The sequence below is a fragment of the Variovorax sp. EL159 genome (genome assembly GCF_900100965.1).
Taxonomy (GTDB): domain Bacteria; phylum Pseudomonadota; class Gammaproteobacteria; order Burkholderiales; family Burkholderiaceae_C; genus Variovorax.
Genome location: NZ_FMUJ01000008.1, coordinates 57,408 through 81,985, shown reverse-complemented (window position 1 = coordinate 81,985; position 24,578 = coordinate 57,408). Strand labels below are relative to the sequence as shown.

At 66.6% G+C, this 24,578-nt stretch carries 25 protein-coding genes; 2 read left to right on the top strand and 23 right to left on the bottom strand.

The window, feature by feature from the left end; genetic code table 11:
• Positions 1–154: 154 nt before the first annotated feature.
• Positions 155–1,267 carry an ABC transporter substrate-binding protein gene (locus tag BLQ28_RS27870; protein ID WP_093246582.1) on the top strand — a complete coding sequence of 371 codons (1,113 nt, stop codon included), beginning with the start codon at positions 155–157 and terminating at the stop codon, positions 1,265–1,267.
• Positions 1,268–1,378: 111 nt separating this feature from the next.
• Here BLQ28_RS27870 and BLQ28_RS33100 read toward each other — a convergent pair whose 3' ends face one another.
• From BLQ28_RS33100 to BLQ28_RS27810, 13 genes are all read right to left on the bottom strand, one after another.
• Entirely contained in the window at positions 1,379–1,528 is a 150-nt protein-coding gene (locus tag BLQ28_RS33100) for a hypothetical protein (protein WP_176801245.1), read from the bottom strand.
• Between the two features lie 126 nt (positions 1,529–1,654).
• Positions 1,655–3,349 (bottom strand): MFS transporter, encoded by a 1,695-nt coding sequence (locus tag BLQ28_RS27865; RefSeq protein ID WP_093246581.1) that lies wholly within the window; start codon positions 3,347–3,349, stop codon positions 1,655–1,657.
• A 190-nt stretch (positions 3,350–3,539) separates the two neighbouring features.
• The gene (locus tag BLQ28_RS27860) at positions 3,540–4,187 is read right to left on the bottom strand and encodes a 2-hydroxychromene-2-carboxylate isomerase (protein WP_093246580.1); all 648 of its coding nucleotides are present in this window, start codon (positions 4,185–4,187) and stop codon (positions 3,540–3,542) included.
• Positions 4,184–4,450, bottom strand: coding sequence for a DUF1289 domain-containing protein (locus BLQ28_RS27855; RefSeq protein WP_093246579.1), 267 nt, complete (start codon positions 4,448–4,450; stop codon positions 4,184–4,186). Before BLQ28_RS27855 ends, BLQ28_RS27860 begins: the two co-directional genes overlap by 4 nt.
• Positions 4,447–4,935, bottom strand: coding sequence for a YbaK/EbsC family protein (locus tag BLQ28_RS27850; protein WP_093246578.1), 489 nt, complete (start codon positions 4,933–4,935; stop codon positions 4,447–4,449). The genes BLQ28_RS27855 and BLQ28_RS27850 overlap by 4 nt, the downstream gene beginning before the upstream one ends.
• A gap of 33 nt (positions 4,936–4,968) precedes the next feature.
• A complete protein-coding gene (gene rhtB / locus BLQ28_RS27845; protein WP_093246577.1) occupies positions 4,969–5,616 on the bottom strand; it encodes a homoserine/homoserine lactone efflux protein in 648 nt (215 codons plus the stop codon).
• A 32-nt stretch (positions 5,617–5,648) separates the two neighbouring features.
• Positions 5,649–6,569 (bottom strand): hydroxymethylglutaryl-CoA lyase, encoded by a 921-nt coding sequence (locus BLQ28_RS27840; RefSeq protein ID WP_093246576.1) that lies wholly within the window; start codon positions 6,567–6,569, stop codon positions 5,649–5,651.
• Between the two features lie 166 nt (positions 6,570–6,735).
• Entirely contained in the window at positions 6,736–7,905 is a 1,170-nt protein-coding gene (locus BLQ28_RS27835) for an acyl-CoA dehydrogenase family protein (protein WP_093246575.1), read from the bottom strand.
• Entirely contained in the window at positions 7,902–9,128 is a 1,227-nt protein-coding gene (locus tag BLQ28_RS27830; RefSeq protein WP_093246574.1) for a CaiB/BaiF CoA transferase family protein, read from the bottom strand. The genes BLQ28_RS27835 and BLQ28_RS27830 overlap by 4 nt, the downstream gene beginning before the upstream one ends.
• A 148-nt stretch (positions 9,129–9,276) precedes the next feature.
• On the bottom strand, positions 9,277–10,296 hold the full coding sequence (locus BLQ28_RS27825; protein WP_093246573.1) for a Bug family tripartite tricarboxylate transporter substrate binding protein: 1,020 nt from the start codon (positions 10,294–10,296) through the stop codon (positions 9,277–9,279).
• Positions 10,297–10,327: 31 nt separating this feature from the next.
• Entirely contained in the window at positions 10,328–10,723 is a 396-nt protein-coding gene (locus BLQ28_RS27820) for a cupin domain-containing protein (protein ID WP_093246572.1), read from the bottom strand.
• Positions 10,720–11,469, bottom strand: a complete 750-nt coding sequence (locus BLQ28_RS27815; RefSeq protein ID WP_093246571.1) for an IclR family transcriptional regulator — start codon at positions 11,467–11,469, stop codon at positions 10,720–10,722. Before BLQ28_RS27815 ends, BLQ28_RS27820 begins: the two co-directional genes overlap by 4 nt.
• A gap of 410 nt (positions 11,470–11,879) precedes the next feature.
• The gene (locus BLQ28_RS27810) at positions 11,880–12,800 is read right to left on the bottom strand and encodes a 2-hydroxyacid dehydrogenase (protein WP_093246570.1); all 921 of its coding nucleotides are present in this window, start codon (positions 12,798–12,800) and stop codon (positions 11,880–11,882) included.
• Positions 12,801–12,901: 101 nt separating this feature from the next.
• Here BLQ28_RS27810 and BLQ28_RS27805 point away from each other — a divergent pair, with 101 nt between their 5' ends.
• Complete coding sequence (locus BLQ28_RS27805) at positions 12,902–13,216, top strand: EthD family reductase (RefSeq protein ID WP_093246569.1); 315 nt, start codon at positions 12,902–12,904, stop codon at positions 13,214–13,216.
• A 7-nt stretch (positions 13,217–13,223) separates the two neighbouring features.
• On the opposite strand, the gene yfcF is transcribed toward BLQ28_RS27805, so the two are convergent.
• From yfcF to BLQ28_RS27755, 10 genes are all read right to left on the bottom strand, one after another.
• Positions 13,224–13,850, bottom strand: a complete 627-nt coding sequence (yfcF, locus tag BLQ28_RS27800; RefSeq protein ID WP_093246568.1) for a glutathione transferase — start codon at positions 13,848–13,850, stop codon at positions 13,224–13,226.
• Positions 13,851–13,894: 44 nt separating this feature from the next.
• Entirely contained in the window at positions 13,895–14,722 is an 828-nt protein-coding gene (locus BLQ28_RS27795) for a DUF4349 domain-containing protein (protein WP_256327486.1), read from the bottom strand.
• 212 nt (positions 14,723–14,934) lie between these two features.
• A complete protein-coding gene (locus BLQ28_RS27790; RefSeq protein ID WP_093246566.1) occupies positions 14,935–16,938 on the bottom strand; it encodes an acetyl-CoA carboxylase biotin carboxylase subunit in 2,004 nt (667 codons plus the stop codon).
• A complete protein-coding gene (locus tag BLQ28_RS27785) occupies positions 16,931–17,605 on the bottom strand; it encodes a DUF4126 domain-containing protein (RefSeq protein WP_093246565.1) in 675 nt (224 codons plus the stop codon). Before BLQ28_RS27785 ends, BLQ28_RS27790 begins: the two co-directional genes overlap by 8 nt.
• Positions 17,606–17,618: 13 nt before the next feature.
• Positions 17,619–18,122 (bottom strand): SMI1/KNR4 family protein, encoded by a 504-nt coding sequence (locus tag BLQ28_RS27780; protein WP_093246564.1) that lies wholly within the window; start codon positions 18,120–18,122, stop codon positions 17,619–17,621.
• A 4-nt stretch (positions 18,123–18,126) separates the two neighbouring features.
• Positions 18,127–18,927 carry an enoyl-CoA hydratase/isomerase family protein gene (locus BLQ28_RS27775; RefSeq protein WP_093246563.1) on the bottom strand — a complete coding sequence of 267 codons (801 nt, stop codon included), beginning with the start codon at positions 18,925–18,927 and terminating at the stop codon, positions 18,127–18,129.
• Between the two features lie 16 nt (positions 18,928–18,943).
• Positions 18,944–19,810 carry an alpha/beta hydrolase family protein gene (locus tag BLQ28_RS27770; RefSeq protein ID WP_093246562.1) on the bottom strand — a complete coding sequence of 289 codons (867 nt, stop codon included), beginning with the start codon at positions 19,808–19,810 and terminating at the stop codon, positions 18,944–18,946.
• A 21-nt stretch (positions 19,811–19,831) separates the two neighbouring features.
• Positions 19,832–21,460, bottom strand: coding sequence for a carboxyl transferase domain-containing protein (locus BLQ28_RS27765; RefSeq protein ID WP_093246561.1), 1,629 nt, complete (start codon positions 21,458–21,460; stop codon positions 19,832–19,834).
• Positions 21,457–23,139 carry an AMP-binding protein gene (locus BLQ28_RS27760; RefSeq protein ID WP_093246560.1) on the bottom strand — a complete coding sequence of 561 codons (1,683 nt, stop codon included), beginning with the start codon at positions 23,137–23,139 and terminating at the stop codon, positions 21,457–21,459. The genes BLQ28_RS27765 and BLQ28_RS27760 overlap by 4 nt, the downstream gene beginning before the upstream one ends.
• A 144-nt stretch (positions 23,140–23,283) precedes the next feature.
• Positions 23,284–24,456 (bottom strand): isovaleryl-CoA dehydrogenase, encoded by a 1,173-nt coding sequence (locus BLQ28_RS27755; RefSeq protein ID WP_093246559.1) that lies wholly within the window; start codon positions 24,454–24,456, stop codon positions 23,284–23,286.
• Positions 24,457–24,578 lie beyond the last annotated feature (122 nt).

Sequence of the window (24,578 nt, the reverse complement as noted above, 5' to 3'; positions counted from 1 at the left end):
CGGTCACTCGGCGGGCCGTTGCTTTTGGAGCACCCAATCCGGGCGCTGGAAACAATGGTTTGACAGGGTTTCCGCGAGCTAGTGAATGTCACTTCCAGCAACACATTACACACCTGCTGACAGAGGCCCTCGCCTCTCGGAAAGGCTTTGCTCGATGAAGAAGACGTTCACGTCCTGCGCCGTTGCGCTTCTCCTGGCGGCGGTGGTTCCAGGCGCATCGGCCCAGATCCTGATCGGCCAGTCGGCCGACCTGTCGGGCCCGGTGGCGGCCAGCGTGAAGGAGACGATCATGGGCTCGCAGCTGGTCATCGACCAGGTGAACGCCCAGGGCGGCATCCATGGCGAGCAGATCGAGATGATCCGCATGGACGACGGGCTCGACGCCAAGCGCTCGCTCGAAAACTCGCGCGTGCTCATCGAGGACAAGAAGGTCGTGGCGCTGCTGCTGAACCGGGGCACGCCCAACACGCTCGCGATCATTCCGCTGCTCGACAAGTACGGCGTGGCGCTGGTCGGCCCGTCGACCGGCGCGATGGCGCTGCACAAGCCGCTGCAGAAGAACATCTTCAACGTGCGCTCGACCTACCAGCGCGAAGCCGAGAAGGCCGTGCAGCACCTGCAGACCACCGGCATCCAGCGCATTGCCGTGGTGCAGGCCGACGACTCCTTCGGCAAGGACGCGATGGAAGGCGCCAACAAGGGCTTCGAGAAGGCGAACCTGAAGCCCGCCGTGGTGGCGCTGGCCGACCGCAACAAGCCCGACTACAGCGCGATCATTCCGCAGCTGACCAAGGCCAACGCGCAGGCGGTGCTGTGGATCGGCTCGGGCACCGCGGTGACCGAAGGCATCAAGGCGCTGCGGGCCACGGGCTCGGCGGCGCAGATCATCACGCTGTCGAACAACGCGGCCTCGGGCTTCATCAAGGAACTGGGCTCGGCCAGCGCGGGCGTGATCATCACGCAGGTGCTGCCCTACGAGCGTTCGTTCGGCCATCCGCTCATCAAGGAGGCGCTGGCGCTCGCCAAGGCCAAGGGCCAGAACGACCTGTCGCCCGCACTGCTGGAAGGCTTCGTCGCCACCAAGGTGCTGGTCGAGGCGCTGCGCCGCACGGGCCCCAAGCCCACGCGCGCGAAGCTGATCGCCACGCTCAACAACTTCCAGTACGACGTGGGCGGCGGGCTTGACGTGAGCTATTCGCCGACCGATCACACGGGCATCGACTACGTCGACCTCTCCATCGTGAGTGACGGCCGCTTCAAAAGGTAGCTCGCCCCCAGGCTACGCGCACTTCGTGTCGCTTCTCCAACCCCCTACCGGGGGCAACACCTGCGGCCCGGCAAAGCCGGTTCCGCGGTGTTCGCGCATGAAACTCCAGGCTTACTTCGGCGCCGCTGCCGGCGCGGGCTCGTGCGTGGTGGTGTCGCCGCCGTGCTTCTCGCCCGACATGTCGACCTTGTCACCGGCCTTCGAGATCACGAACAAGGCGATGGCGGCAAAGATGACGAAGCCGACTGCAATCTTCCACATGGGGGTTGTCTCCTGGGTTGCTGATGATGCTGATGCGTTCAAGAAAAAGGCCTCATGCCCTGTGCGGCATGAAGCCTCTTTGTCGAACGGAGGGCTGTAGGAGCCCTCCTCCCGGTCGGCCGGAGATCAGTCGTTGGCGTAGATGTCCACGTCCTTCGTCTCGCGGATGAACAGCGTGCCCACCACCAGCGTGATGGCCGCGATGATGATCGGGTACCAGAGGCCGTTGTACATGTTGCCGGTCGAGGCCACGATGGCGAAGGCGGTGGTCGGCAGCAGGCCACCGAACCAGCCGTTGCCGATGTGGTACGGCAGGCTCATCGAGGTGTAGCGGATGCGCGTGGGGAACAGCTCGACCAGCATCGCGGCGATCGGGCCGTAGACCATCGTCACCAGCAGCACCAGCCAGAACAGCAGCAGCACCGTCATGACCTTGTTCATCTTCGCGGGGTCGGCCTTCGACGGATAGCCCGCGACCTTCAGGTCTTCGGCCACGCCCTTCTTGAAGGCGGCGATTTCCTTGGCGGAGTTCTCGTCGAACTTGAGGTTGACGACGTTGCCGATGGGTGCCTCGACGCTCTTGTCGCCGATCTTCACGACCGCCTTCGAGCCCGGCGCGCCGGCCACGTTTTCATAGCTCACCGAGTTCTGCACGAGGTAGCGCTTGGCGATGTCGCACGAGCTCTTGAAGTCGATCTCGCGGGCCACCGGGTTGCCCTGGAACGAACAGGTCGCCGGGTCGGCCGTGACCGTGACGCCGGCCGTGGCCTGCGCGCGCGCCAAGTCGGGGTTGGCGGCTTCGGTCAGCATCTTGAAGACCGGGAAGTACGTGACCACCGCCAGCAGGCAGCCGGCCATGATGATCGGCTTGCGGCCGATCTTGTCGGACAGCGTGCCGAACACCACGAAGAAGGGCGTGCCCAACAGCAGCGCGGCGGCAATCATCAGGTTGGCCGTGGTCGCATCGACCTTCAGCTGTGCCGTGAGGAAGAACAGCGCGTAGAACTGGCCCGAGTACCAGACCACCGCCTGGCCCGCCGTGAGGCCGACCAGCGCAAGAATGACGATCTTCAGGTTCTTCCACTCGCCGAAGGACTCGGACAGCGGTGCCTTCGAGGTCTTGCCCTCGGCCTTCATCTTCTGGAAGGCCGGCGACTCCGACAGCGTCAGGCGAATCCACACCGAGATGCCCAGCAGCAGGATCGACACCAGGAACGGCACGCGCCAGCCCCAGTCGTTGAACACCGCTTCGCCCAGGCCTTCGCGCACGCCCAAGATGACCAGCAGGCTCAGGAACAGGCCGAGCGTGGCCGTCGTCTGGATCCACGAGGTGTACGCACCGCGCTTGCCGTGCGGCGAGTGCTCGGCCACGTAGGTGGCGGCACCGCCGTACTCGCCGCCGAGCGCCAGGCCCTGCAGCATGCGCAGCGCGATCAGGATCACCGGCGCCGCGACGCCGATGGTCGCGTAGCTGGGCAGCAGGCCGACGATGAAGGTCGACAGGCCCATGATCAGGATCGTCACCAGGAAGGTGTACTTGCGACCGATCATGTCGCCCAGCCGGCCGAACACGATGGCGCCGAACGGACGCACCAGGAAGCCCGCCGCAAAGGCCAGCAGCGCAAAGATGAAGGCGGCGCCCGCATCCAGGCCACTGAAGAACTGCTTGGCGATGATCGCGGCCAGCGAGCCGTAGAGGTAGAAGTCGTACCACTCGAACACGGTGCCGAGCGAGGAGGCGAAGATGACCTTCTTCTCCTCCGAGGACATGGGCCGGGGGGCCGGATGCGGCACTCCCCTCGAATCTAGTGTGGCTGCCATTGGTCGTCTCCTGGTTGTATGCGTTCATGCGGTTCCCCGATTCCGGAGACCGTGACGCATTCTTGGAGCCGCGACTGACCCGAGCCTTTCGCGAAACTGAATCGGCGCTTACGGATTAGGGTGAAACCCGTGCGGCGCGTTTCAGCCTGTAAGAAATCAGGCTGTTCCCGGGGCTTGCCCGGGTTTCTACTCAGCCCTGTTTGCTGCTGCGCAGCACGGACGGACGCTGGTCCGCGGCCGTCCATTGCGGGCCGTCAAACCACGCATCGCCGGCGAGGTAGGCACGCAGCATCGCGAGGCCGTCGAAGCCCCAGAACAGGCGGCCGTCGACCACATAACTGGGCGTGCCGAACACGCCGAGCGCCAGCGCTTCGTCGGTGTTGCGCTTGAGCAGCGCCTTGCTCTCGTCGCTGCCCGCGTCGCGCTTCGGGTTCAGTTGTGCGGCCAGTGCGGCAAGCCGCGCGGCATCGCCGGCTTCTTCGCCGCCGCGCCACACGTTGCGCAGGATGGTCTCGGCCACGAGGCGGTTGATGCTGCCGTCGTCGCCGGTCGACACCGCAAGGCGCAGGTGCGGCAGCGGGTTGTAAGGGTGCGTGGCCGGCATCTCGATGGGAATGCCGTGGGCCTGACCCAGCCACAGCACGTGGCGGTAGGTCCAGCTGCGCTTCGAAGGAATCTCCGCCGGGCCGAGCTGGCCATGCTGCTTGAGCAGTGCGCCGAGCAGCACCGGCTTGTAGGCCACGCTGTAGCTCAGCCCTTCGAGCGCCTCGGGCAGGTGCTCGAACGCGAGGTGCGCGTAAGGAGAGATGAAGTCGAGATAGAAATCGATGTGCTTCATGCGTGGGTGTCTCCGGATTCTTCGGGGATGCGCCAGATGCCGGCCCGGGCCCGCAACTCTATCGCGCGCCATACATGGCGCCGCGCATCGTCGTCCATCTTGCTCCAGCCCGCGATCTCGGGAATGGTGCGCAAGCACCCTTCGCACAAGCCGCTCAGGCGGTCCATGCGGCAGACCGAAGAGCAAGGCGAAGGCACGTCTTCGGGCAGGTCGCGCACGGCCACCGCGCGATCGGCCAGCGTCTCGGCTTCCGCGAAATTCACACCACGTCCGCCACCGGTGCGCCGGTGAGCGTTTCGAGGTCTTGCGGCTTCAGCTGGAACACCGCGTGCGGATGGCCTGCAGCAGCCCAGATTTCTTCGAAGCGGAACAGCTCGCGGTCGATCAGCACCACGGGCTTGGTCACATGCCCCACCGGCGACACGCCGCCGATGGTGAAGCCGGTGCGCGCCTTCACGAAGTCGGCATCGGCGCGGCCGGTCTTGCCGACCAGCGCATCTACTTTTTTCTCATCGACACGCTTGTCGCCCGAGGTGATGACCAGCACCGCCACCTCGTCGCTCTTGCGGCGGAAGATGATGCTCTTGGCGATCTGCCCAACGGAAATGCCGAGCGCATCGGCCGCCTGCTGCGCGGTGCGGCAGGCGTCGTCGAGCATGCGTGGCGAATGGGGATGGCCGGCGTCCTGCAGCACGCGGGAGACGCGCTGGACGCCTTCGGGGAGGGAGTGGAGTTCAGAGCCGCACATGGGTTGTGAATCTATCAGCGTGCGCCACCGCCGTCAGGCGCTGCGCTTGAACATGAACAGGAACGCGCCCATCGCCATCAGCACGCCGCCGAAGACACGGTTCTGTGCGCGCCGGGCGCGCACGCTGCGCAGCATGCCCTGCAGCCGCGCGGCCAGCCAGGCGTAGCCGTGCATCACGGTCACGTCGACCATCACCGTCGTGGCCAGCAGCACCAGCAGTTGAAGCCACAGCGGGCGCGTGGGCTGGATGAACTGCGGCAGCACGGCGGCCATGAAGACGATGCCCTTCGGGTTCGTCACGTTGGTCAGGAAGCCGCGCAGCACGCGCTGCGGCGCCGTGAGGTCGGGCTCGCGCGCCGATTCGGCCGCATCGCCATCTGCTGTCGCCACGGCCGCGACCGGCGCGCGCCATTGGCGCCAGCCCAGCCACAGCAGGTAGCACGCGCCGACCACCTTGATGACCGTGAACGCGGTGGCCGAAGCGGTAAGCACCGCGCCCACGCCAAGCCCCGCCACAAGCAGGATCACCGCCAGCCCCAACTGCAGGCCGACGATGGTCGCGGTGGTGCGCCGCACGCCATAGCTGAGCCCGTGGCTCATGCTGAGCACCGCGCCCGAACCGGGCGACACCGCGATGACGCAACTGGCCACCAGAAACGCAAGCCAGACATGCAGGTCCACGAAAACTCCTGTGCGTGTGTGTTGTTGCGGGCTCAGCCGGCCCGCTTGGTGCGGATGGCCTTCGACGCGCGCGAGTTCGGCTCGCGGCCCAGCGCCTCGCTGATGTACACGCCCGCGTCGATCAGCTTGTCGAGGTCGATGCCGGTCGCGATGCCCATGCCATGCAGCATGTAGACCACGTCTTCGGTCGCCACGTTGCCCGTCGCGCCCTTGGCATAGGGGCAGCCGCCGAGGCCGGCCGATGACGACTGGAAGTTCCACACGCCCAGCTCGAGCGCCGCCAGCGTGTTGACCAGCGCCTGCCCGTAGGTGTCATGAAAGTGGCCCGAGATGGCGTCGACATCGAAGTGCGCCAGCGTGGCCTCCATCGCCGCCTGCACCTTGCGCGGCGTGCCCACGCCGATGGTGTCGGCCACGTCCACGCGCTGCACGCCAATGCCCTTCATCAGCTGCGCGAGGTAGCCGACCTTGGCCGGCGCGATCTCGCCTTCATAGGGGCAACCCACCGTGCACGACATCGCGCCACGCACGCGGATGCCCTTCTCGAGTGCCGCGGCCACCACGGGCGCAAAGCGCTCGATGCTTTCGGCAATCGAGCAGTTGATGTTCTTCTGGCTGAAGGCTTCGCTCGCGGCGCCGAACACCACGATCTCGTCGGGCCACTCTTCGCGCGGCGCGGCGATGGCGGCCTCGAAGCCCTTCATGTTGGGCGTGAGCACCGAGTAGCGCACGCCGGGCTTGCGCACGATGCCGTGCATCACCTCGGCGTTGTCGGCCATCTGCGGCACCCACTTGGGCGAGACGAAGCTGGTGACCTCGATCTCCATGAGCCCGGCGTCCTGCAGGCGGTGCACGAGGCCGATCTTGATGTCGGCGGAAACGGGCTGCTTTTCGTTCTGCAGGCCGTCGCGCGGGCCGACGTCGACAAGCTTGACTTGGCTGGGGAGTTTCATGGGATGTCTCTTGTGTCGCGGGAGGATGAGAAACCGCCGCCCATTGTCCGACACATGGAAATGCCCTGCTTGGTACACAACTCACGGAAGGTAGCAATGCGCGCCTGTGTGGTTGCAAATGGTGCCAGCCGCGCGCCGGCGGGTGCGCAGCGGCTGTGGCAAGGGATCAGTACGACTTCGGCAACCCCAGCGCCTTCTCGGCGATGAAGTTCAGGATCATCTGCGGGCTGACCGGTGCGATGCGCGGGATGTAGCTCTCGCGCAGCAGGCGTTCGACGTGGTATTCCTTCGCGTAGCCCATGCCGCCGAGCGTGAGGATCGCGTTCTGGCAGGCGTCGTGCGCCGCCTCGGCCGCGAGGTACTTGGCGGCGTTGGCCTCGATGCCGCAGGGCTCGCCCGCGTCGTACAGCGTGGCCGCCTTGAAGACCATCAGGTCGGCCGCTTCCAGGTTGGCCCAGGCGCGCGCCAGCGGATGCGCCACGCCCTGGTTCTGGCCGATGGGCCGGCCGAACACAATGCGCTCCTGTGCGTACTGCGAGGCGATGCGCAACGCGGCGCGGCCGATGCCGATGGCCTCGGCGGCGATCAATATGCGCTCGGGGTTGAGGCCGTGCAGGATGTACTCAAAGCCGCGCCCTTCTTCGCCGATGCGGTCTTCTTCCGGCACTTCGAGGCCGTCGATGAAGAGCATGTTGGAGTCCACCGCCGCACGCCCGAGCTTGTGGATCTCGCGCACCTCGACCTTGCTGCGGTCCAGCGGCGTGTAGAACAGCGTGAGGCCCTGCGTGGGCTTCTTCACCTGGTCGAGCGGCGTGGTGCGCGTGAGGATCAGCATGCGGTCGGCCACCTGTGCGGTCGATATCCAGATCTTGCGGCCGTGCAGCAGGTAGCCGCCATGCGGCTGGCGCACCGCCTGCGTCTTGAGGCTGGTGGTGTCGAGCCCCGCATCGGGCTCGGTCACGGCAAAGCAGGCCTTCTCGGTGCCGGCGATCAACGGCGGCAGGAAGCGCTGGCGTTGTTCTTCGGTGCCGAACACCACCACCGGGTTGAGTCCGAAGATGTTCATGTGCACCGACGACGCACCCGACATGCCCGCACCCGACGCGCTGATGGCGCGCATCATCAGCGCCGCCTCGGTGATGCCGAGCCCCGCGCCGCCTTGTGCCTCGGGCATCGCGATGCCGAGCCAGCCGCTTGCGGCCACGGCGCGGTGGAACTCGTGCGGGAACACGACGCGGTCGTCATGGTCGCGCCAGTAGTCGGCGGGGAAGTCTTCGCACAGCCGTTCGATGGCTGCGACCAGCGAGCGCTGGTCTTCGTCGAGGGAGAAATTCATTCGCTGTTGTCCTTGGGTGGGTTCGGCTGCGCGGTGATGCCGCGTGCAAGCATCCGGTCGATCTCGTCGTTCGCGTAGCCCGCTTCGCGCAACAGCTCGACGCTCTGCTCGCCGATGCGCGGCGTGGGGCGACGGATGGCGGCAGGGGTGGCGCTGTAGCGGCCGACCGGCGCGAGGGTGCGGATGCGGCCTTCGGTCGGGTGATCGAACTCGGGGTAGAAATCGACGGCGCGCAGGTGCGGATCGTCGAGCAGGCTTTCGGTGGTGTGCAGGCGCGCGACCGGAATGTCGGCGGCCTCCAGCGCGGCCATCCATTCATCGCTGCTGCGCGTGGCCATCACTTCGGCCACGAAGGCATAGACCGCGGCGATGTTGGCGGCGCGCGCCGTGTGCGTGCCGAACATCGACGAGCTGCGCAGCTCGGGCCGGCCGATCACGTCGAAGAAGGCCTGCCAGTGCTTGTCGTTGTAGATGAGCACGCCCAGGTAGCCGTCGGCCGTGGCGTAGGGCTTGCGGTGTTCCGCCAGCAGGCGCGCATAGCCGGTGGGGCCGAGCGGCGGCTCGAAGCTGTGGCCGCCGAGGTGGTCGCCCATCACGAACTGCGAGAGCGCCTCGAACATCGGCACTTCGACCGACTGGCCCTGCCCGGTGCGCTGCGCATGCAGCACGGCAGCCAGCAACGCGATGGCCGCCTGCAGCCCCACGGCGCGGTCGGCCAGCGTGACGGGCGCATAGCGCGGCGCACCGCCGCTTTGCTGCGCGAACAGCGAGGCGACACCGGCGGCGCCCTGGATCAGGTCGTCGTACGCGGGCTTGCCGGCGTAGGGGCCTTCTTCGCCGTAGCCGAAGGCACCGAGGTAGACGATCTTCGGGTTCACCGCGGCCACGGCCTCGTAGCCAAGCCCGAGCCGCGCCATCGCCTGCGGGCGCGTGTTGTAGATGAGCGCATCGCACCCGGCTGCCAGCCGCAGGCAGGCCTCGAGGCCCTCGGGCTGCTTGAGGTCGAGCACGATCGAGCGCTTGTTGCGGTTCAGGTGCATCGCCATCGCACCCATGCCGGGGTGGCGCATCGGCCCGACCGCGCGCAGGTTGTCGCCGGCGGGCGGCTCGACCTTGACGATGTCGGCGCCGAGATCGCCGAGTGTCTGCGTGGCGTAAGGGCCCATCACCACGGCGGTGAGGTCGAGGATGCGGATACCTTGGAGAGGTCCGGAGGTGTTCATGTCTTGGTCTTCGCTCCTTCCCCCTTTGGGGGAAGGTTGGGATGGGGGCAGGCAGGGCGTTCGATAGGTACGCCGCTTGCCCCCACCCCTGCCCTCCCCCAACGGGGGAGGGAGAAATTCAAATGCGAATTCAAATTCGGCAACGCGCTCATTCGGGTTGAATGCCCGCCGCCTGAATCAGCTTCTTCCACTTCGCCAGCTCCGACACCGTGAACGCCCCCAGCTCTTCCGGCGTGCTGCCGAAGGCATCGAAGCCCAGCTTTGCCACGCGCTCGCGAAACGCCGCGCCGTTCGCCATGCCCGAGAGCGCCTTGTTGAGCTTCAGCACGATGTCGCGCGGCGTCCCGGCCGGTGCGAACACGCCGTTCCACGACGTGATGTCGAAGCCCTTCAGCTCCGGCGTGTCGGCCAGCGGCGGCAGTTCGGGAAAGAGCTTGGTGCGCTCCTGCGTGGTGACGGCAATCGCGCGCATCTTGCCGGCCTTCACCGTGGCCAGCCCGGCGGCCAGGTCGACCACCATCATCGACACCTGCCCGCCGATCAGGTCGGCAATCGCGGGTGGCGTGCTCTTGTACGGCACGTGCAGCATCGGCACGCCGCTCATGCGCGAGAGCGTCGCGCCGCACACGATGCCGGTGCTGTTGCCGCTCGCGTAGGTCAGCTTGCCGGGGTGCGCGCGGCCCCAGGCCAGCAGCTCGGCCACGCTCTTCACGGGCAGGTCGTTGTTGACCACCAGCATGAACGGCAGGTTGCCCATGCGGCTGACGGGCGCGAAGTCTTTCACCGGGTCGTAGGGCAGCGACTTCATCAAACTCGGGTTGGCCGAGTGCGTGGTGTTGGTCGTCATGAAGAGCGTGTAGCCATCGGGCGGTGCCTTGGCCACCGCCTCCGCGCCGATCACGCCGTTGGCGCCCGCCTTGTTGTCGACGATGACCGAGCCCTTCAGCGCCTCGCCCAGCATCTGCCCGGTGATGCGCGCCACCGCATCGGTGCCGCTGCCGGCCGCGAAGGGCACGACGATGCGGATCGGTTGCTTGGGGTAGCCGCTGTCCTGCGCAAAGGCCCAGGGCGCCGCACTGACGAGGCCCGTGGCGGCACCGATGGAAATGAAACGGCGGCGGCTTGCCACCGCGACCGATGGCTCGGTCGCGTTCTTCGTTGTCTGCATGGTTTTTGTCTCCGGGGGTTGTTGTCGTCGTTCAGGGTCGGATCACGCGCTCCGGCGATTCCTCGTACGGCGGGCTGTAGATCACCAGCACGCGCACCGGCTCGTCGCTCACCACCGTGAAGGTGTGCATGGCGTCGGCCGGAAAAAAGCAGCTGTCGCCAGGGTGCAGCTCCTGCCGCTGCCCGCCCACTTCGGCGACGGCGCGGCCTTCGAGCATGTAGCAGACCTGCTCGATGCCCGGGTGCGCATGCGGCAGCGCGCCCTTGCCCTTCTGGATGTGGCCCACCAGCACTTCGAGCTGCTTCGCGCCCACGGTCTCGGGGCCGATCAGCCGCTTGTTCAGCGTGCCGGTGTGGTTGGCCGGGTGGTAGCCGGCGATGTCGGCTTCTCGAACGAAGTAGCGGGGCGTTGTGGCGGTGGTGGTCATCGGGGGTTCTCTGTCTTGGGTTCGATCGCGAGGCAGGCGGAGCGCAGCATCGCGGCAATGTCTTCGATGCGCGCTTCCATGCGGTAGCGCGGGCCGGCGACCGAAATCGCATAGGCCTCGCCGCCGATGCGCAGCGGCCATGCCAGGCCGATCAGGTCGGGAATGCTTTCGCCGAGGTTGCCGTACCAGCCGCGTGCCGCACCGCGCTGCAGTTCGGCCTCGATGGCGTCGGCGGTGGTGAGCGTGGCGTCGGTCAGCGGCGCCAGCGTCATGCCATCGAGCAGCTTGCGGCGCGCATCGGGTGCGAGGGTGGACAGCAGCGCGCGGCCCAGCGAGTTGGCATAGGCCGGACGCGTCTCGCCCGACTCGGCGGAATAGCGGATGGCCTGCGGTGCGTTCAACACCTCCAGGTAGACCACCTGGCCTGCGTCGCGGAATTTTCCGAACACCACGGTCTCGCGCGCCGCATCGCGCAGTTCTTCGAGCGTGGCCTTGACGCGGTCGAGCACCGGGTCGTGCGCGGCGATGACCTGCGCCATCGCGAGCAGCCTGCCGGTCGGGTAGTAGCCCTGGCGGCGGCCGGTTTCGTACATGTAGCCCTGCTCTTCGAGCGTACGGATGAGGCCGAGGCAGCTCGACACGGGCATGTCGAGCAGGCGCGCCATTTCAGACAGCGCCAGGGGCTGCTTCTCCTTGGCGAAGAGTTCGACAATCTCGATAACGCGAAACGCTGTTTTCACAACCATGAATTTATTTTCATGTTTGCGAAAAACAAAAGCTTCAGGGTTTGCCCTGCCCTTTGGTTTTTGTTCGAGGTGCTGCTGCTGTTGCTTCGGGGGCGCGTGCGAATGACACCGGGTGCTCCCCTCCGCGAATGTCCCCCGCTTTGCTCCTCCTTTATTTCGCTGCGGGGAGCACCCGGTGCCATTCGCACGAGGACACGCTGCGGGTGTATCGCCGATCAACGACTGCTCTGAAAACGCTCACGCCGACGGCGTACTCCCCGCAGCGAAATAAAGGAGGAGGGGCGCAGCCCCGGGGGACATTCGCGGAGGGGAGTACGCCGTCGACGTGAGCGCTGCCCTGAACAGCAGCGCCCCCTCGCAAGGCAAACACCAAGCAACCGCCCCAACGGCGGCCAGTAACGCAATACGCGTCAGTACCCGCGCTCCGGATCGACCACGCCGCTCACAGGCAGCCCCTGCTCCATCGCGCGGATCTTCCCGGCGATCTGCGTGATGGACTCCTCGCGCAGCGTGCGCGCCGAGCCGTGCGGCGTCACCGTAATCTTCGGATGCCGCCAGAAGGCATGCTCGGCCGGCAGCGGCTCGACCTGGAACACATCAAGCGTCGCGCCCGCGAGTTCGCCTGCGTCCAGCATCGGGATCAGTTCCTCTTCCACCAGATGGCCGCCACGCGCAATGCTGATGAGATACCCCTCGGGCTTGAGTTTGCCCAGCGTCTTGCGGTTCAGGATGCCGCGCGTTGCTTCGGTCAGCGGCAGCAGGTTGACCAGCACGCGCGTGGACGACAGGAACTCGTCGAACTGCGCCTCGCCGCTGAACACCTGAACGCCATCGATCGCCTTGGCCGACCGGCTCCAGCCCAGCACCGAAAACTCGAACTGCGCCACCGCCTTGGCCACGCGCTCGCCGAGCACGCCCAGGCCCATGATGCCGACGGGAAAATCGCGCCGCAGCTTCGGCTTGCGATAACTCCAGCGGCCCTCGCGCGCGTCGGCCTCGTAGGCATCGAACTCGCGGAAATGGCGGATCAGCGTGTGGCAGACATATTCGGCCATCTGCACCGACATGCCGGCATCGTCGAGCCGCACGATGCGCGTGTGCGCCGGCACCTTCAGCTTGAGCAACGCATCGACGCCCGCGCCGATGTTGAAGAGGCCGCGCAGCTTCGGCTGCTCGTCGAGGAATTGCTGCGGCGGCGCCCAGACCACGCCATGGTCGGCCTGGGCCGCACCGGGCTTCCAGGCTTCGATGACGGCATCGGGGAGTTCGGCCTGCAGGCCTTCGATCCAGGGGTCTGGGCGGTTGTCGGTGAGGTAGACGGAAATTCGCATGGCCCGAATCTTAGGCGGCGCCGGCTTGTTGCGCCGCAAGCCATCTCCTATGCTCGAACGCCAGCCATCATCCAACCCCGTACCCCAGGAGTCCGACAACCATGATCAAGTTCAGCGTGATGTATCCCTACGCTGCCGACGCCCGCTTCGACCACGATTACTACCGCGACAAGCACATGCCGCTGATCAAGGCGCTCATGGGCGACGCCTGCCTCTCGTACACCATCGACAAGGGCCTGGGCGGCGGCGCGCCGGGCACCCCACCCGCCTACATCGCCATGTGCCACGTGTTCAGCGAATCCCTCGACGCCTTCCAGAAGGCGTTCGGGCCGCACAGGGAAGAGATCAGGGCCGACGTGAAGAACTACACCGACATCGTGCCGGTGGTGCAGATCAGTGAAGTGATGGTGGGCTGACGCCAGGTCAGAGCGGCGGCCGCACTTGCCGCACCCATCGCTGAACGGAGGGCCGCTGCCACTGCCGGCCCGCGTACGACGCCAGCCTTGGCGGCACGGCATCGCCGTTCAGCACCAGCCGGCTGAGCATCAGCGCCAGGTCCACATCCGCGATGGACCATGCGCCGAACAGGTTCTCCGCATCGGCGGGGAGCAGGGCCTCCGCAAAGTCGAAGAGCGTCTTCGCCGATGCCTGCGCAGCAGCGGACAGCGGCGCGCTCGAAGGCCGGTAGAACACCACCTCGGTCGCACGCTCCTGCCGGATCGGCATCAGGTCGCTGCGAAGCCAGGCCTGCAGCTGGCGCGCCCTTGCCCTGCTTCGCGGCTCCGACGGATACAGGGCCGTGCCCGGAAAGACTTCATCGATGTACTCGGCGATCGCGGACGACTCCGACAGCGCGAAGTCGCCATGCAGCAACGTCGGCACGCGCTGCGTCAGCGACAGGTCTGAGAATCCGGCCGCCCGGTGTTCGAGCGCCCCGAGATCGACGGTCGACATCTCGAACGGCAACCCCTTTTCATGCAGCGCCACGAACACCGACATGGCATAGGGGCTCGCGAACTGGGCGTCCACATAAAGGCGAAGCGGGTCCATCAAGACAATCTCCTGCAAGGTAGTGACGGACCCGGTTGCGATCCTCAGGCGATCTTGGAACGGCGACGGCGCCACAGCACCCGCACCAGCCAGCCGAACGGCAGCACCACCAGCAACAGCCACGGCAACACCGCCGCCAGGAAGGTGATGAGCGCGCCCACGCTCTCGGCCAGCACCGAACCCGCCTGGCGCAGCGCACGCATCATCGGGTTGTAGCTCTGGCCACCCTGCGCCAGCACGCGGGTGGTCGTGAACTGGATCTGGATGTGCTGCTTGCTGGTCTGCTGCTCCAGCACCTTGCGCTGCGTCGCGCTGCTGTCCAGTTCGGCCTGCGTGTCGGCCAGCGTGCGCTGTATTTCGAGAAGGTCGGACATGTCGCGCTTGGTCGTCTTGTCGCGCAGCATCAGGCGCAGGCTGTCGCGAAACTCGGTGCGGTTCTTGATGCGCGCCTCGACGTCGATCACCTCCGAGGTCTTGTCTTCGCTGGTGGTGTTCTGCGACACCACCTTGGCCACGCCGGCCAGGCCGTTGAGCAGCTTGTCGACGTCGGCCGGCTCCACGCGCATTTCGAGCATGGCCTTGCCGACCTGCTGCGGGGTCTCGCGCAAGAGGGACGACGACAGCAGCTCGCACTTCAGCGTGTCGCACAGGTCGCGCACCTTGCCCCATGCGTCGGGCAGTTGCTCCGACGGCACCTCGACGTTCAGCTCCTGCCGGACGGCAAGGTAGCGCTGGAACGGCGTCTGCTGCGCCTGGTCGGCACTCGCAGCCACGGGTGCGGGTGCGCGCGCGGATTCGGCCTGCGGCGACGCGGCTCGCGCACGGCTCTCCTTCATCGCCATGCCGCCGCCGTAGTTCGCAGTCGCCTGCATGGGGGCCGGCGGCGGAGGCGCCTCGGAGGATGACCCGGCATCCCTCTTCTGGCCGCAGCCGGCCATGGAGAGCGCGGCCGCCAGGGCCAGCAGGACGATGCCCGTGCGGTGACGGGCGAATCGGGACGAAACGAGAGGCTTGCGATGCGGCATGAAAATCCCTTTGAAAGAATGACTACCGCAGCTGATACGGGCCAGGACCCGCAACGGGGTTAAGCCGTTGCCGCGGCCATTCGCAACAATTCGTCGCCTTCGGCCACCTGCTCGCCAGGAGCGAACATGAGTTCTTCCACGGTGCCGTCTGCGGGCGCTGCGATGGTGTGCTCCATTTTCATCGCCTCCATCACCGCCAGCGGCTGGCCGCGGCTGACCTTGTCGCCGGCCTTGACCGCAAACGACACGACCTTGCCCGGCATCGGCGCCGTGAGCCGCCCGCCTTCGGCATGCGTGTCGCCCGCGTGGGCGAGGCGGTCGATGGCGGTGATCTTCGTCGCGCCCTTCGATGCGAACACATGGGCCATGGCGCCGTCCAGGTGCACGTCGAGCGTCTGGCGGTTGCCCGCGAACTCGACCTCGAACTCGCCCGAGGGGAACTGGCCGATGACCAGCGGGCCTTCCGCGCCACCCGCTTCGAGCCAGAGGCTGCCGTCGCGCTTGTAGGTCAGCAGGGCGATCTGCTCGGCGCCGCGAAACTCGAAGTCGAAACGGCGCAGGTACTCGCCGAGCGAACGCCAGCCGTCGCGGCGCGCAAAGGGGTCGGGCATCTTCGCGGGCCATTCGGTGATCAGCGTGCGCGCGATGGCCGCCGCCGCCGCCAGCGGCAGACCCAGCGTGTCGCGGTCGAACAGCACGGCACGCTCGCGCTCGATGAGGGCGGTGTCGAGGTTGGCCTTCGAGAACGACGCCGTCGCGAGAATGCCGCGCAAGAATTGAACGTTGGTCGACACGCCCACGATCTGCACCTGCGCCAACGCGGCGTCGAGACGGGCCAGCGCTTCTTCGCGCGTGCTGCCGTGCACGATCAGCTTGGCGATCATCGAATCGTAGAAGGGCGAGATCTCGCCGCCCTCGCGCACGCCGTCGTCGATGCGCACACGGCTGCGCTGGAAGGCCGTCGCCTGCGGCTTGCGGTACACGCGCAGCGTGCCGGTGGCGGGCAGAAAGTTGTTGTCGGGGTTCTCGGCGCAGATGCGTGCTTCGATGGCGTGGCCGTGGATTTTCAGGTCGGCCTGCTTGGTAGGCAGCGGCTCGCCCGAGGCCACGCGCAGTTGCCATTCGACAAGGTCGAGGCCCGTGATGGCTTCGGTCACCGGGTGTTCCACCTGCAGGCGCGTGTTCATCTCCATGAAGAAGAAGTTCATCTCGCCGCCTTCGCGCTGCTCGACGATGAACTCGACCGTGCCCGCGCCCACGTAGTTCACGGCGCGTGCCGCGGCCACGGCGGCATCGCCCATCTGCTTGCGCATGGCTTCGGTCATGCCGGGCGCGGGCGCTTCTTCGAGCACCTTCTGATGGCGCCGCTGCACCGAGCAGTCGCGCTCGAACAGATAGACGTAGTTGCCTTGCGTGTCGCCGAACACCTGGATCTCGATGTGGCGCGGGCGTTGCACGTATTTTTCGATCAGGACCGCGTCGTCGCCGAAGCTGTTGATGGCTTCGCGCTTGCACGAGGCGAGCGCGGCAGCGAAGTCTTCGGCCTTGTCGACCGCGCGCATGCCCTTGCCGCCACCGCCGGCGCTGGCCTTGATGAGCACCGGATAGCCGATGCGGTCGGCCTCGCGCTGCAGCAGTGCCGGGTCCTGGTCGTGGCCGTGGTAGCCGGGCACCAGCGGCACGCCGGCCTTTTCCATCAGCTGCTTCGACTCGGCCTTCAGGCCCATGGCCTTGATGGCCGAAGGCGGCGGGCCGATGAAGACGAGGCCCGCCTGCGCGCAGGCCTGGGCGAACTCTTCGTTCTCGCTCAGAAAGCCGTAGCCCGGGTGCACCGCTTCCGCGCCCGTGGCCTTGGCGGCTTCGAGGATCTTTTCCCAGCGCAGGTAGCTGTCCTTGGGCGCGCTGCCGCCGATGTGCACCGACTCGTCGCAAGCCCGCACGTGGTTGGCATGCGCGTCGGCATCGGAGTACACGGCCACCGTGCGGATTGCCATGCGTCGCGCGGTTGCAGCGACACGGCAAGCGATTTCACCGCGATTGGCGATCAGGATCTTCTTAAACATTCGGAGTGTCTCCCGGAGGATTCTTTTTCAGTTGAAACGCGGGCACCACGCCCGGATCGGGTCGGCCGCTGAAGATGCGGGCCACGCGGCCGAACAGCGCCTTGAGGAAACGCCAGCTCTTGCGGATGAGCCACACGCTCGCCACAAGCACCAGCACGAACAGCACGAGAAAGACGAAGGGGTGCGCCACCGCGAGCCACAGCCCCGCGGGCACCATCGTGTCTTCGACCAGCGAAGCGCCCACGTTGGAGAAAGGCTCGGGCGAGGTGTTGATGGCCGCGCGCGTGGTGGCCTTGGCGGCATGCGCCGTGGCCGCGAAGCCGCCGCCCACCAGCGCCGCCACGATGGCCATCACGCCATGGTCGGCGCCGAAGACGCTGGCCGCCAGCGCGGCGCCGGCCGGGATGCGGATCGCCGTGTGCACCACGTCCCACAGCGAATCGAGGCCGGGGATCTTGTCGGCGAAGAATTCGATGAACACCATGAAGCCGCTCGCCGCGATCACCACCGGATGCGCCAGCAACTGCAGCCCGCTGGGCAGCGGCACCCAGCCGAAGTAGCCGACGATGCCAGTCAGCAGCACGACCAGGTAAAGGCGCACGCCGCTGGCCCAGCCGATGGCGGCGGCCAGTGCGATGAGCTGGGGCATGTCGAGGCTGGTGTTCATGAGTGATGAGCCCTCAGGAAATCTCGAGCGTTCCGGCTTCCATGGAAGCCACGAGGTCCGCGAGCCAGGCCTGCACCGAGGCGTGCTCGACCGGCCGGTCTTCGTCAGCCTTCCAGAAGGCGATCAACTGGCCCGGCTGGCCACCGCCCTCTGCATCGATATCGACGCACAGGTAGCTGCCGCCGCCGTTCGACAAGAATGGCACCCAGCCGCGCCGCCAGGTGGCGGGGTCTTCGAAGTCGAAGCCGATCATGCCGTCGAGCATCTCCTTGGTGTCGGCGATGTCTTCGAGCGACGAGAACATGCGGTTGTCCTGGAAGCTGTCGAAGCTGCTGTCCGGCTGGCCGTTGCGCCAGCGGTAGAGCGCGCGAAAGGCCTCGGGCAGCTTCAGCGAGAACTTCGCCTCGAAGGCATCGAGCTCGCTGTCGCTCACGCCCGGTTGAAGCGCGGCGCGATAGTCGGCGCGGTTCGCGGCCAGCCAGGCATCCATGCGTTCGATCAGCGGGCGGTGCGGCATGGCGTCAGGCCTTCGCTTCCAGCCACGATGGCTTGCGCTTCTGCAAAAAGGCCTGCACGCCCTCGCGGCCCTCTTCGCTCGAACGGATGTCGGCGATGCCTTCGACGGTCCTGGCGATCAGCGCGCTGTCGATCTCGCGGCCGGCCACGTCGGCGATCAGTTGCTTGCAGGTGCGCACGGCGGCCGGGCTCGCGCCGGTCAACGCCTTCAGCAGTTCGCCGACCTTGGCATCGAGCGCGTCGGCCGCCACCACTTCATGCACGAAGCCGATGCGGTGCGCCTCGGCGGCGGTGAAGCGCTCTGCCGTGAGGAAGTAGCGCTGCGAGGCCCGCGTGCCCATCGCGCGCAGCACATACGGGCTGATGGTCGCGGGCACGAGGCCGATCTTGACTTCGCTCAGGCAGTACCAGGCGGTGTCGACGCTCACGGCCATGTCGCATGCGGCCACGAGGCCCATGCCACCGGCGTACACATCGCCCTGCACGCGCGCGATGGTCGGCTTGGGGCACTCGGCGATGACGCGGAGCATCTCGGCCAGCTTGCCCGCGTCGGCGATGTTCTCGTCGCGCGTGTAGTCGGCCATGCGGCGCATCCAGTTGAGGTTGGCGCCAGCGCAGAAGGCCGGGCCGTTCGCGCCGAGCACGATGGCTTTCACCTGCGGCGCGGCACCGGCTTCGGTGAAGGCGCGTGTCAGCTCGGCGATCACGATGTCGTCGAAGGCGTTGCGTGCGTCGGGCTGGTCGAGCCAGATGCGGGCGATGGCGCCTTCGATCGTCAGTTGCAGCGTGGTGTAGGGGTCGCTCATGTGTGTTGTCTTGTCGTCATTGAAGGCGCTGTGGCAGCCCCAGCTTCGCGATGAACTCATCGACCATCGGCACCCAGATCGCCGCGTTGTCGCGCCCTTCGAAGAAGCCGTGGCCATCGTTGCCATAGGGCGGTACGCCCTCGAAGCGCACGTCCACGCCCTTGGCCTTGTAGGCCGCCAGCAATCGGCCGGCCAATGCGGGGCCGAAGAAATGGTCGTTCTCCGAATAGACCCACAGCATCGGCACCTTCGTGGTCGAGGCATAGCGGCCGAAGGCATCGACGAGGCTGGCTTCGTTGCACACGTCGTCGGGTCCGCGCGAGCCGCGTCCGCCCGCGAAATTGATGGTGCCGATCACGCCGGCCGGGTTCAGGCTCGACAGCGCCAGCACGCCGAAGCCGCCGGCCGACTTGCCCAGCAGCACGATGTGCTGCGCGTCGGCATAAGGCAGCGCGCGGGCGTAGTCGAGCGCGGCGCCGATGTCCTTGGCGCTTTCGAGGCCGGCCTGCACGTAGTCGGGCTTGCTGCAGCTGAAGTAGTTCTCGGCCCACGGCCCGTCGGACTTGCCGTAGCCGCGGCGCAGCGGGTTGATGACCAGGAAGCCGTGACGCGCGAACAGCTCGGCCTGCCGCGCATAGCGGTCCTGCATCTTCGCGAAGTCGGAAGGCGAACGCGGCGTGCCGTGGTTGATCACCAGCACCGGGAACGGCCCGTCGCCCTCAGGCTTGTATTCGGTGGCCGCGAGCTTCACGTGCGATTCGCCGAAGAAGCCCTTGACCGCCATCGGAATCTCGATGTCGCGGCGCGCCAGGCTCTGGGCCTGCGCGCCGATCGCGCAGCACAGCAGTGCGGCGGCAATGAACGTGAGCTTGCGCAACGTCATGAAGGACTCCTTCGATGCGTCCTACATCCGGAAGATGCCGAACTTCGGCTCGGGCACCGGCGCATTGCGCGCGGCCGCCAGGCCCAGCGCCAGCACGCGGCGCGTGTCGGCCGGATCGATGATGCCGTCGTCCCACAGCCGCGCAGTGGCGTAGTAGGGGTGGCCCTGGTCTTCGTACTGCTGGCGGATGGGGGCCTTGAAGGCTTCTTCCTCTTCCTTGCTCCAGCTGCCGCCCTTCAGCTCGATGCCGTCGCGCTTGACGGTAGCCAGCACGCTCGCGGCCTGCTCGCCGCCCATGACGCTGATGCGCGCGTTGGGCCACATCCAGAGAAAGCGCGGGCTGTACGCACGGCCGCACATTCCGTAATTGCCGGCGCCGAAGCTGCCGCCGATGATGACGGTGAACTTGGGCACGTTGGCGGTGGCCACGGCCGTCACCATCTTCGCGCCATGGCGCGCGATGCCTTCGTTCTCGTACTTGCGGCCCACCATGAAGCCAGTGATGTTCTGCAAGAACACCAGCGGGATCTTGCGATGGCAGCACAGCTCGATGAAGTGCGCGCCCTTCTGCGCCGACTCGCTGAACAGGATGCCGTTGTTGGCGATGATGCCCACCGGCATGCCTTCGATCTCGGCGAAGCCGCAGACCAGCGTGGCGCCAAAGCGGGCCTTGAACTCGTGGAACTCGCTGCCGTCGACGATGCGCGCGATGATCTCGCGCACGTCGAAGGGCTTGCGCGTGTCGGTCGGGATCACGCCGTACAGCTCTTCGCGCGGGAACTCGGGCGCGCGCGCCGTCGAGGCCGCGGCGGGCTCGTTCGATGCCGCCTTGGCATTGAGGTTCGCCACCGCCGTGCGCGCGAGCGCCAGTGCGTGCAGGTCGTTCTGCGCCAGGTGATCGACCACGCCCGACAGGCGCGTGTGCACATCGCCACCGCCCAGGTCTTCGGCCGTCACCACTTCGCCGGTGGCCGCCTTCACGAGCGGCGGCCCGCCCAGGAAGATGGTGCCCTGGTTCTTCACGATGATCGATTCATCACTCATCGCCGGCACATACGCACCGCCCGCCGTGCACGAGCCCATGACCACCGCGATCTGCGGGATGCCCTGGGCGCTCATGTTGGCCTGGTTGTAGAAGATGCGGCCGAAGTGGTCGCGATCAGGGAACACCTCGTCCTGGTTCGGCAGGTTGGCGCCGCCCGAGTCCACGAGGTAGATGCAGGGCAGGCGGTTCTGCTCGGCGATCTCTTGTGCGCGCAGGTGCTTCTTGACGGTCAGCGGGTAGTAGGTGCCGCCCTTCACCGTCGCGTCGTTGCAGACGATCATGCAATCGACACCGTTCACGCGGCCGATGCCGGTGATGATGCCGGCGCCCGGCGCCGACTCCACGCCCTTGCCGTCAAGGTACATCGCATGCGCGGCCAGCGGCGCGATCTCGAGGAACGGCGTGCCCGGGTCGAGCAGCTCGGCCACGCGGTCGCGCGGCAGCAGTTTGCCGCGCGCGGTGTGCTTGGCGCGCGCAGCCTCGCCGCCGCCCTGCTCCACTTTCGCGAACTGCCTGTGCAGGTCGTCAACCAGCGCGCGCATGGCTGCCGCATTGGCCTGGAAGTCCGCCGAGCGGGCATTCAATTTCGTTTCGATTTTGCTCATGCTGTCTTTTCTTGCTTGAGGCCGAGTTGCTCGGTCATGGCATCGCGGATCTTGAATTTCTGGATCTTGCCGGTCACGGTCATCGGGAATTCGGTGACGAACTGGATGTACTTCGGCACCTTGTAGTGCGCGATCTGGCCCTTGCAGAAGTCGCGGATCTCGGTGTCGGTCGCGCTCTGGCCGGGCTTGACGATGATCCAGGCGCACAGCTCTTCACCGTACTTCTTGTCGGGCAGGCCGACCACCTGCACGTCCTGCACCTTCGGGTGGCGGTACAGGAATTCTTCGATCTCGCGCGGGTAGATGTTCTCGCCGCCGCGGATCACCAGGTCCTTGATGCGGCCCACGATGTTGACGTAGCCCTCGGCGTCCATGGTGGCCAGGTCGCCGGTGTGCATCCAGTGCTCGGTGTCGATGGCTTCGCGCGTGCGCGGCTCGTCGTCCCAGTAGCCGTGCATCACCGAATAGCCGCGCGTGCAGAGCTCGCCCGACTGGCCGGGCGGCATGATCGCGCCGGTCTCGGGGTCGATGATCTTCACCTCCAGGTGCGGCTGCACGGTGCCCACGGTCGACACGCGGCGGTCCAGCGGCGTGTCGGTGCTGCTCTGGCAGCTCACGGGGCTGGTCTCGGTCATGCCGTAGGCAATGGTGATCTCGCTCAGGTGCATCTCGCTGACCACGCGCTTCATCACTTCGATGGGGCACGGCGAGCCGGCCATGATGCCGGTGCGCAAGGTCGAGAGGTCGAACTCCTTGAAGCGCGGATGGTCGAGCTCGGCGATGAACATCGTGGGCACGCCATGCAGGCCCGTGCATTTCTCGGCCTGCACCGTCTCAAGCACGGTGAGCGGATCGAACCCGTCGTTCGGGTACACGATGGCCGAGCCGTGCGTGAGGCACGCCAGGTTGCCCAGCACCATGCCGAAGCAGTGGTACAGCGGCACCGGAATGCACAGCTTGTCGATGGGCGACAGCTTCATGCATTCGCCGATGAAGAAGCCGTTGTTCAGGATGTTGCGGTGCGTGAGCGTCGCGCCCTTGGGAAAGCCCGTGGTGCCGCTGGTGAACTGGATGTTGATCGGGTCGGTGGCCTTCAGCGTCTTCTGGATCTGCGCGATGCGCGCGTCGCCCGCATCGCCGCTCGCGAGCAGCTGGCTGAAACGCTGCATGCCCGGCTCCTGCACATCCGCGGCCGCCTTGCCGTCGATCCAGAAGGTGTGCTGCAGCAGCGGCAGGCGCTTGGGGCCCAGTTCGCGCAGCATGCCGAGGTAGTCGCTGGTCTTGAACTGCGCCATCGTCACCAGCGCCTTGCAGCCGACCTTGTTGAGCGCGTACTCCAGCTCGGAGGTGCGGTAGGCGGGGTTGATGTTGACGAGGATCAGGCCGACCTTGGCGGTGGCGATCTGCATCAGCACCCACGGCACGTTGTTGTGCGACCAGATGCCGACGCGGTCGCCGGGCACGAGACCGAGGTTCAGCAGCGCGCTGGCGAGCTTGTTGGATTCGGCCTGCAGTTCGCGGTAGGTGAAGCGCTGGCCTTCGTGGCGGCTGATGAGCGCTTCGCGGTCGGGTTGCCTGGCAACCATGTCGTCGAAGAAGTCGCCGATGGGTTGCTCGATGAGGGGGACGTCGGTGGCGCCCTTGCCGTAGCTCTCGGTCAGTGCAGCAGTCATGCTCATGTTCCTTGTCTCCTTGTCTTGCTCCTTCCCCTTCCGGGGGAAGGTTGGGATGGGGGCAAGCGGCGTCTGTCTGGTGCAATGCCTCATCGAACGCCGCGAGCCCCCACCCCTGCCCTCCCCCAGCGGGGAAGGGAGAAAAACAGCTTAGGCCGTTTCAGCGAAAAGCTCGCGACCGATCAGCATTCGCCGGATCTCGCTCGTGCCCGCGCCGATCTCGTACAGCTTGGCGTCGCGCCACAGCCGCTCGACCGGGAACTCCTTCGTGTAGCCCACGCCGCCCAGCGCCTGGATGGCTTCGCCGGCCATCCACGTCGCCTTCTCGGCCGAATACAGAATCGCGCCGGCCGCGTCCTTGCGGAAGGTGCGCGCATGGTCGTTGCGGTCGCAGGCCTTGCCCACGGCGTACACATAAGCGCGCGTGGCCTGCCAGGTCGAATACATGTCCGCCAGCTTGCCCTGCATGAGCTGGAACTCTCCGATGCTCTGGCCGAACTGCTTGCGCTCGTGGATGAAGGGCAGCACCGCGTCCATGCACGCGGCCATGATGCCCAGCGGGCCGCCCGAGAGCACCGCGCGTTCGTAGTCGAGGCCGCTCATCAGCACCTTGGCGCCCATGCCTTCGCCGCCGAGCACGTTCTCTTCGGGCACTTCGCAGTTGTCGAAGAACAGCGGGAAGGTGTTGGAGCCGCGCATGCCGAGCTTGTCGAGCTTGGTGCCGGCGGAGAAGCCCTTGAAGTTCTTCTCGACGATGAAGGCGGTCATGCCGCGCGCGCCCATCTCGGGTTCGGTCTTGGCGTAGATGACCAGCGTGTCGGCGTCGCCGCCGTTGGTGATCCACATCTTGCTGCCGTTGAGCACGTAGTAGCCGTTCTTCTTCTCGGCCTTGAGCTTCATGCTCACCACGTCGGAGCCGGCGTTGGGCTCGCTCATGGCCAGCGCGCCGACGTGTTCGCCGCTCACCAGCTTGGGCAGGTACTTCTTCTTTTGCGCATCGCTGCCGTTGCGATGGATCTGGTTCACGCACAGGTTGGAGTGCGCGCCGTACGACAGGCCCACCGAGGCCGAGGCGCGCGAGACTTCTTCCATGGCCACGATGTGCGCCAGGTAACCCAGCTCGGTGCCGCCGAACTCTTCCTTCACCGTCATGCCGTGCAGGCCGAGTTCGCCCAGCTTTTGCCAGAGGTCGTGCGGGAACAGGTTGTCGCGATCGATGTCGGCCGCGCGGGGGGCGATCTCGTTCGCGGCGAAGTCCTGGATCGCGCTGCGCAGCGAGTCGATGGTGTCGCCCAGGTCGAAGTTCAGGCCGGGATCGTGCATGGGGGTTGTCTCCTCTGAAGGGGTCGGCGCGCAGTGCTACCCGCGCTGGATGGCGCTAGAAAGATCGCAGCTTACGCCTCGTGGCGCCGCAATTGGCGCCACAATGGTTGCAAATTGCGCCA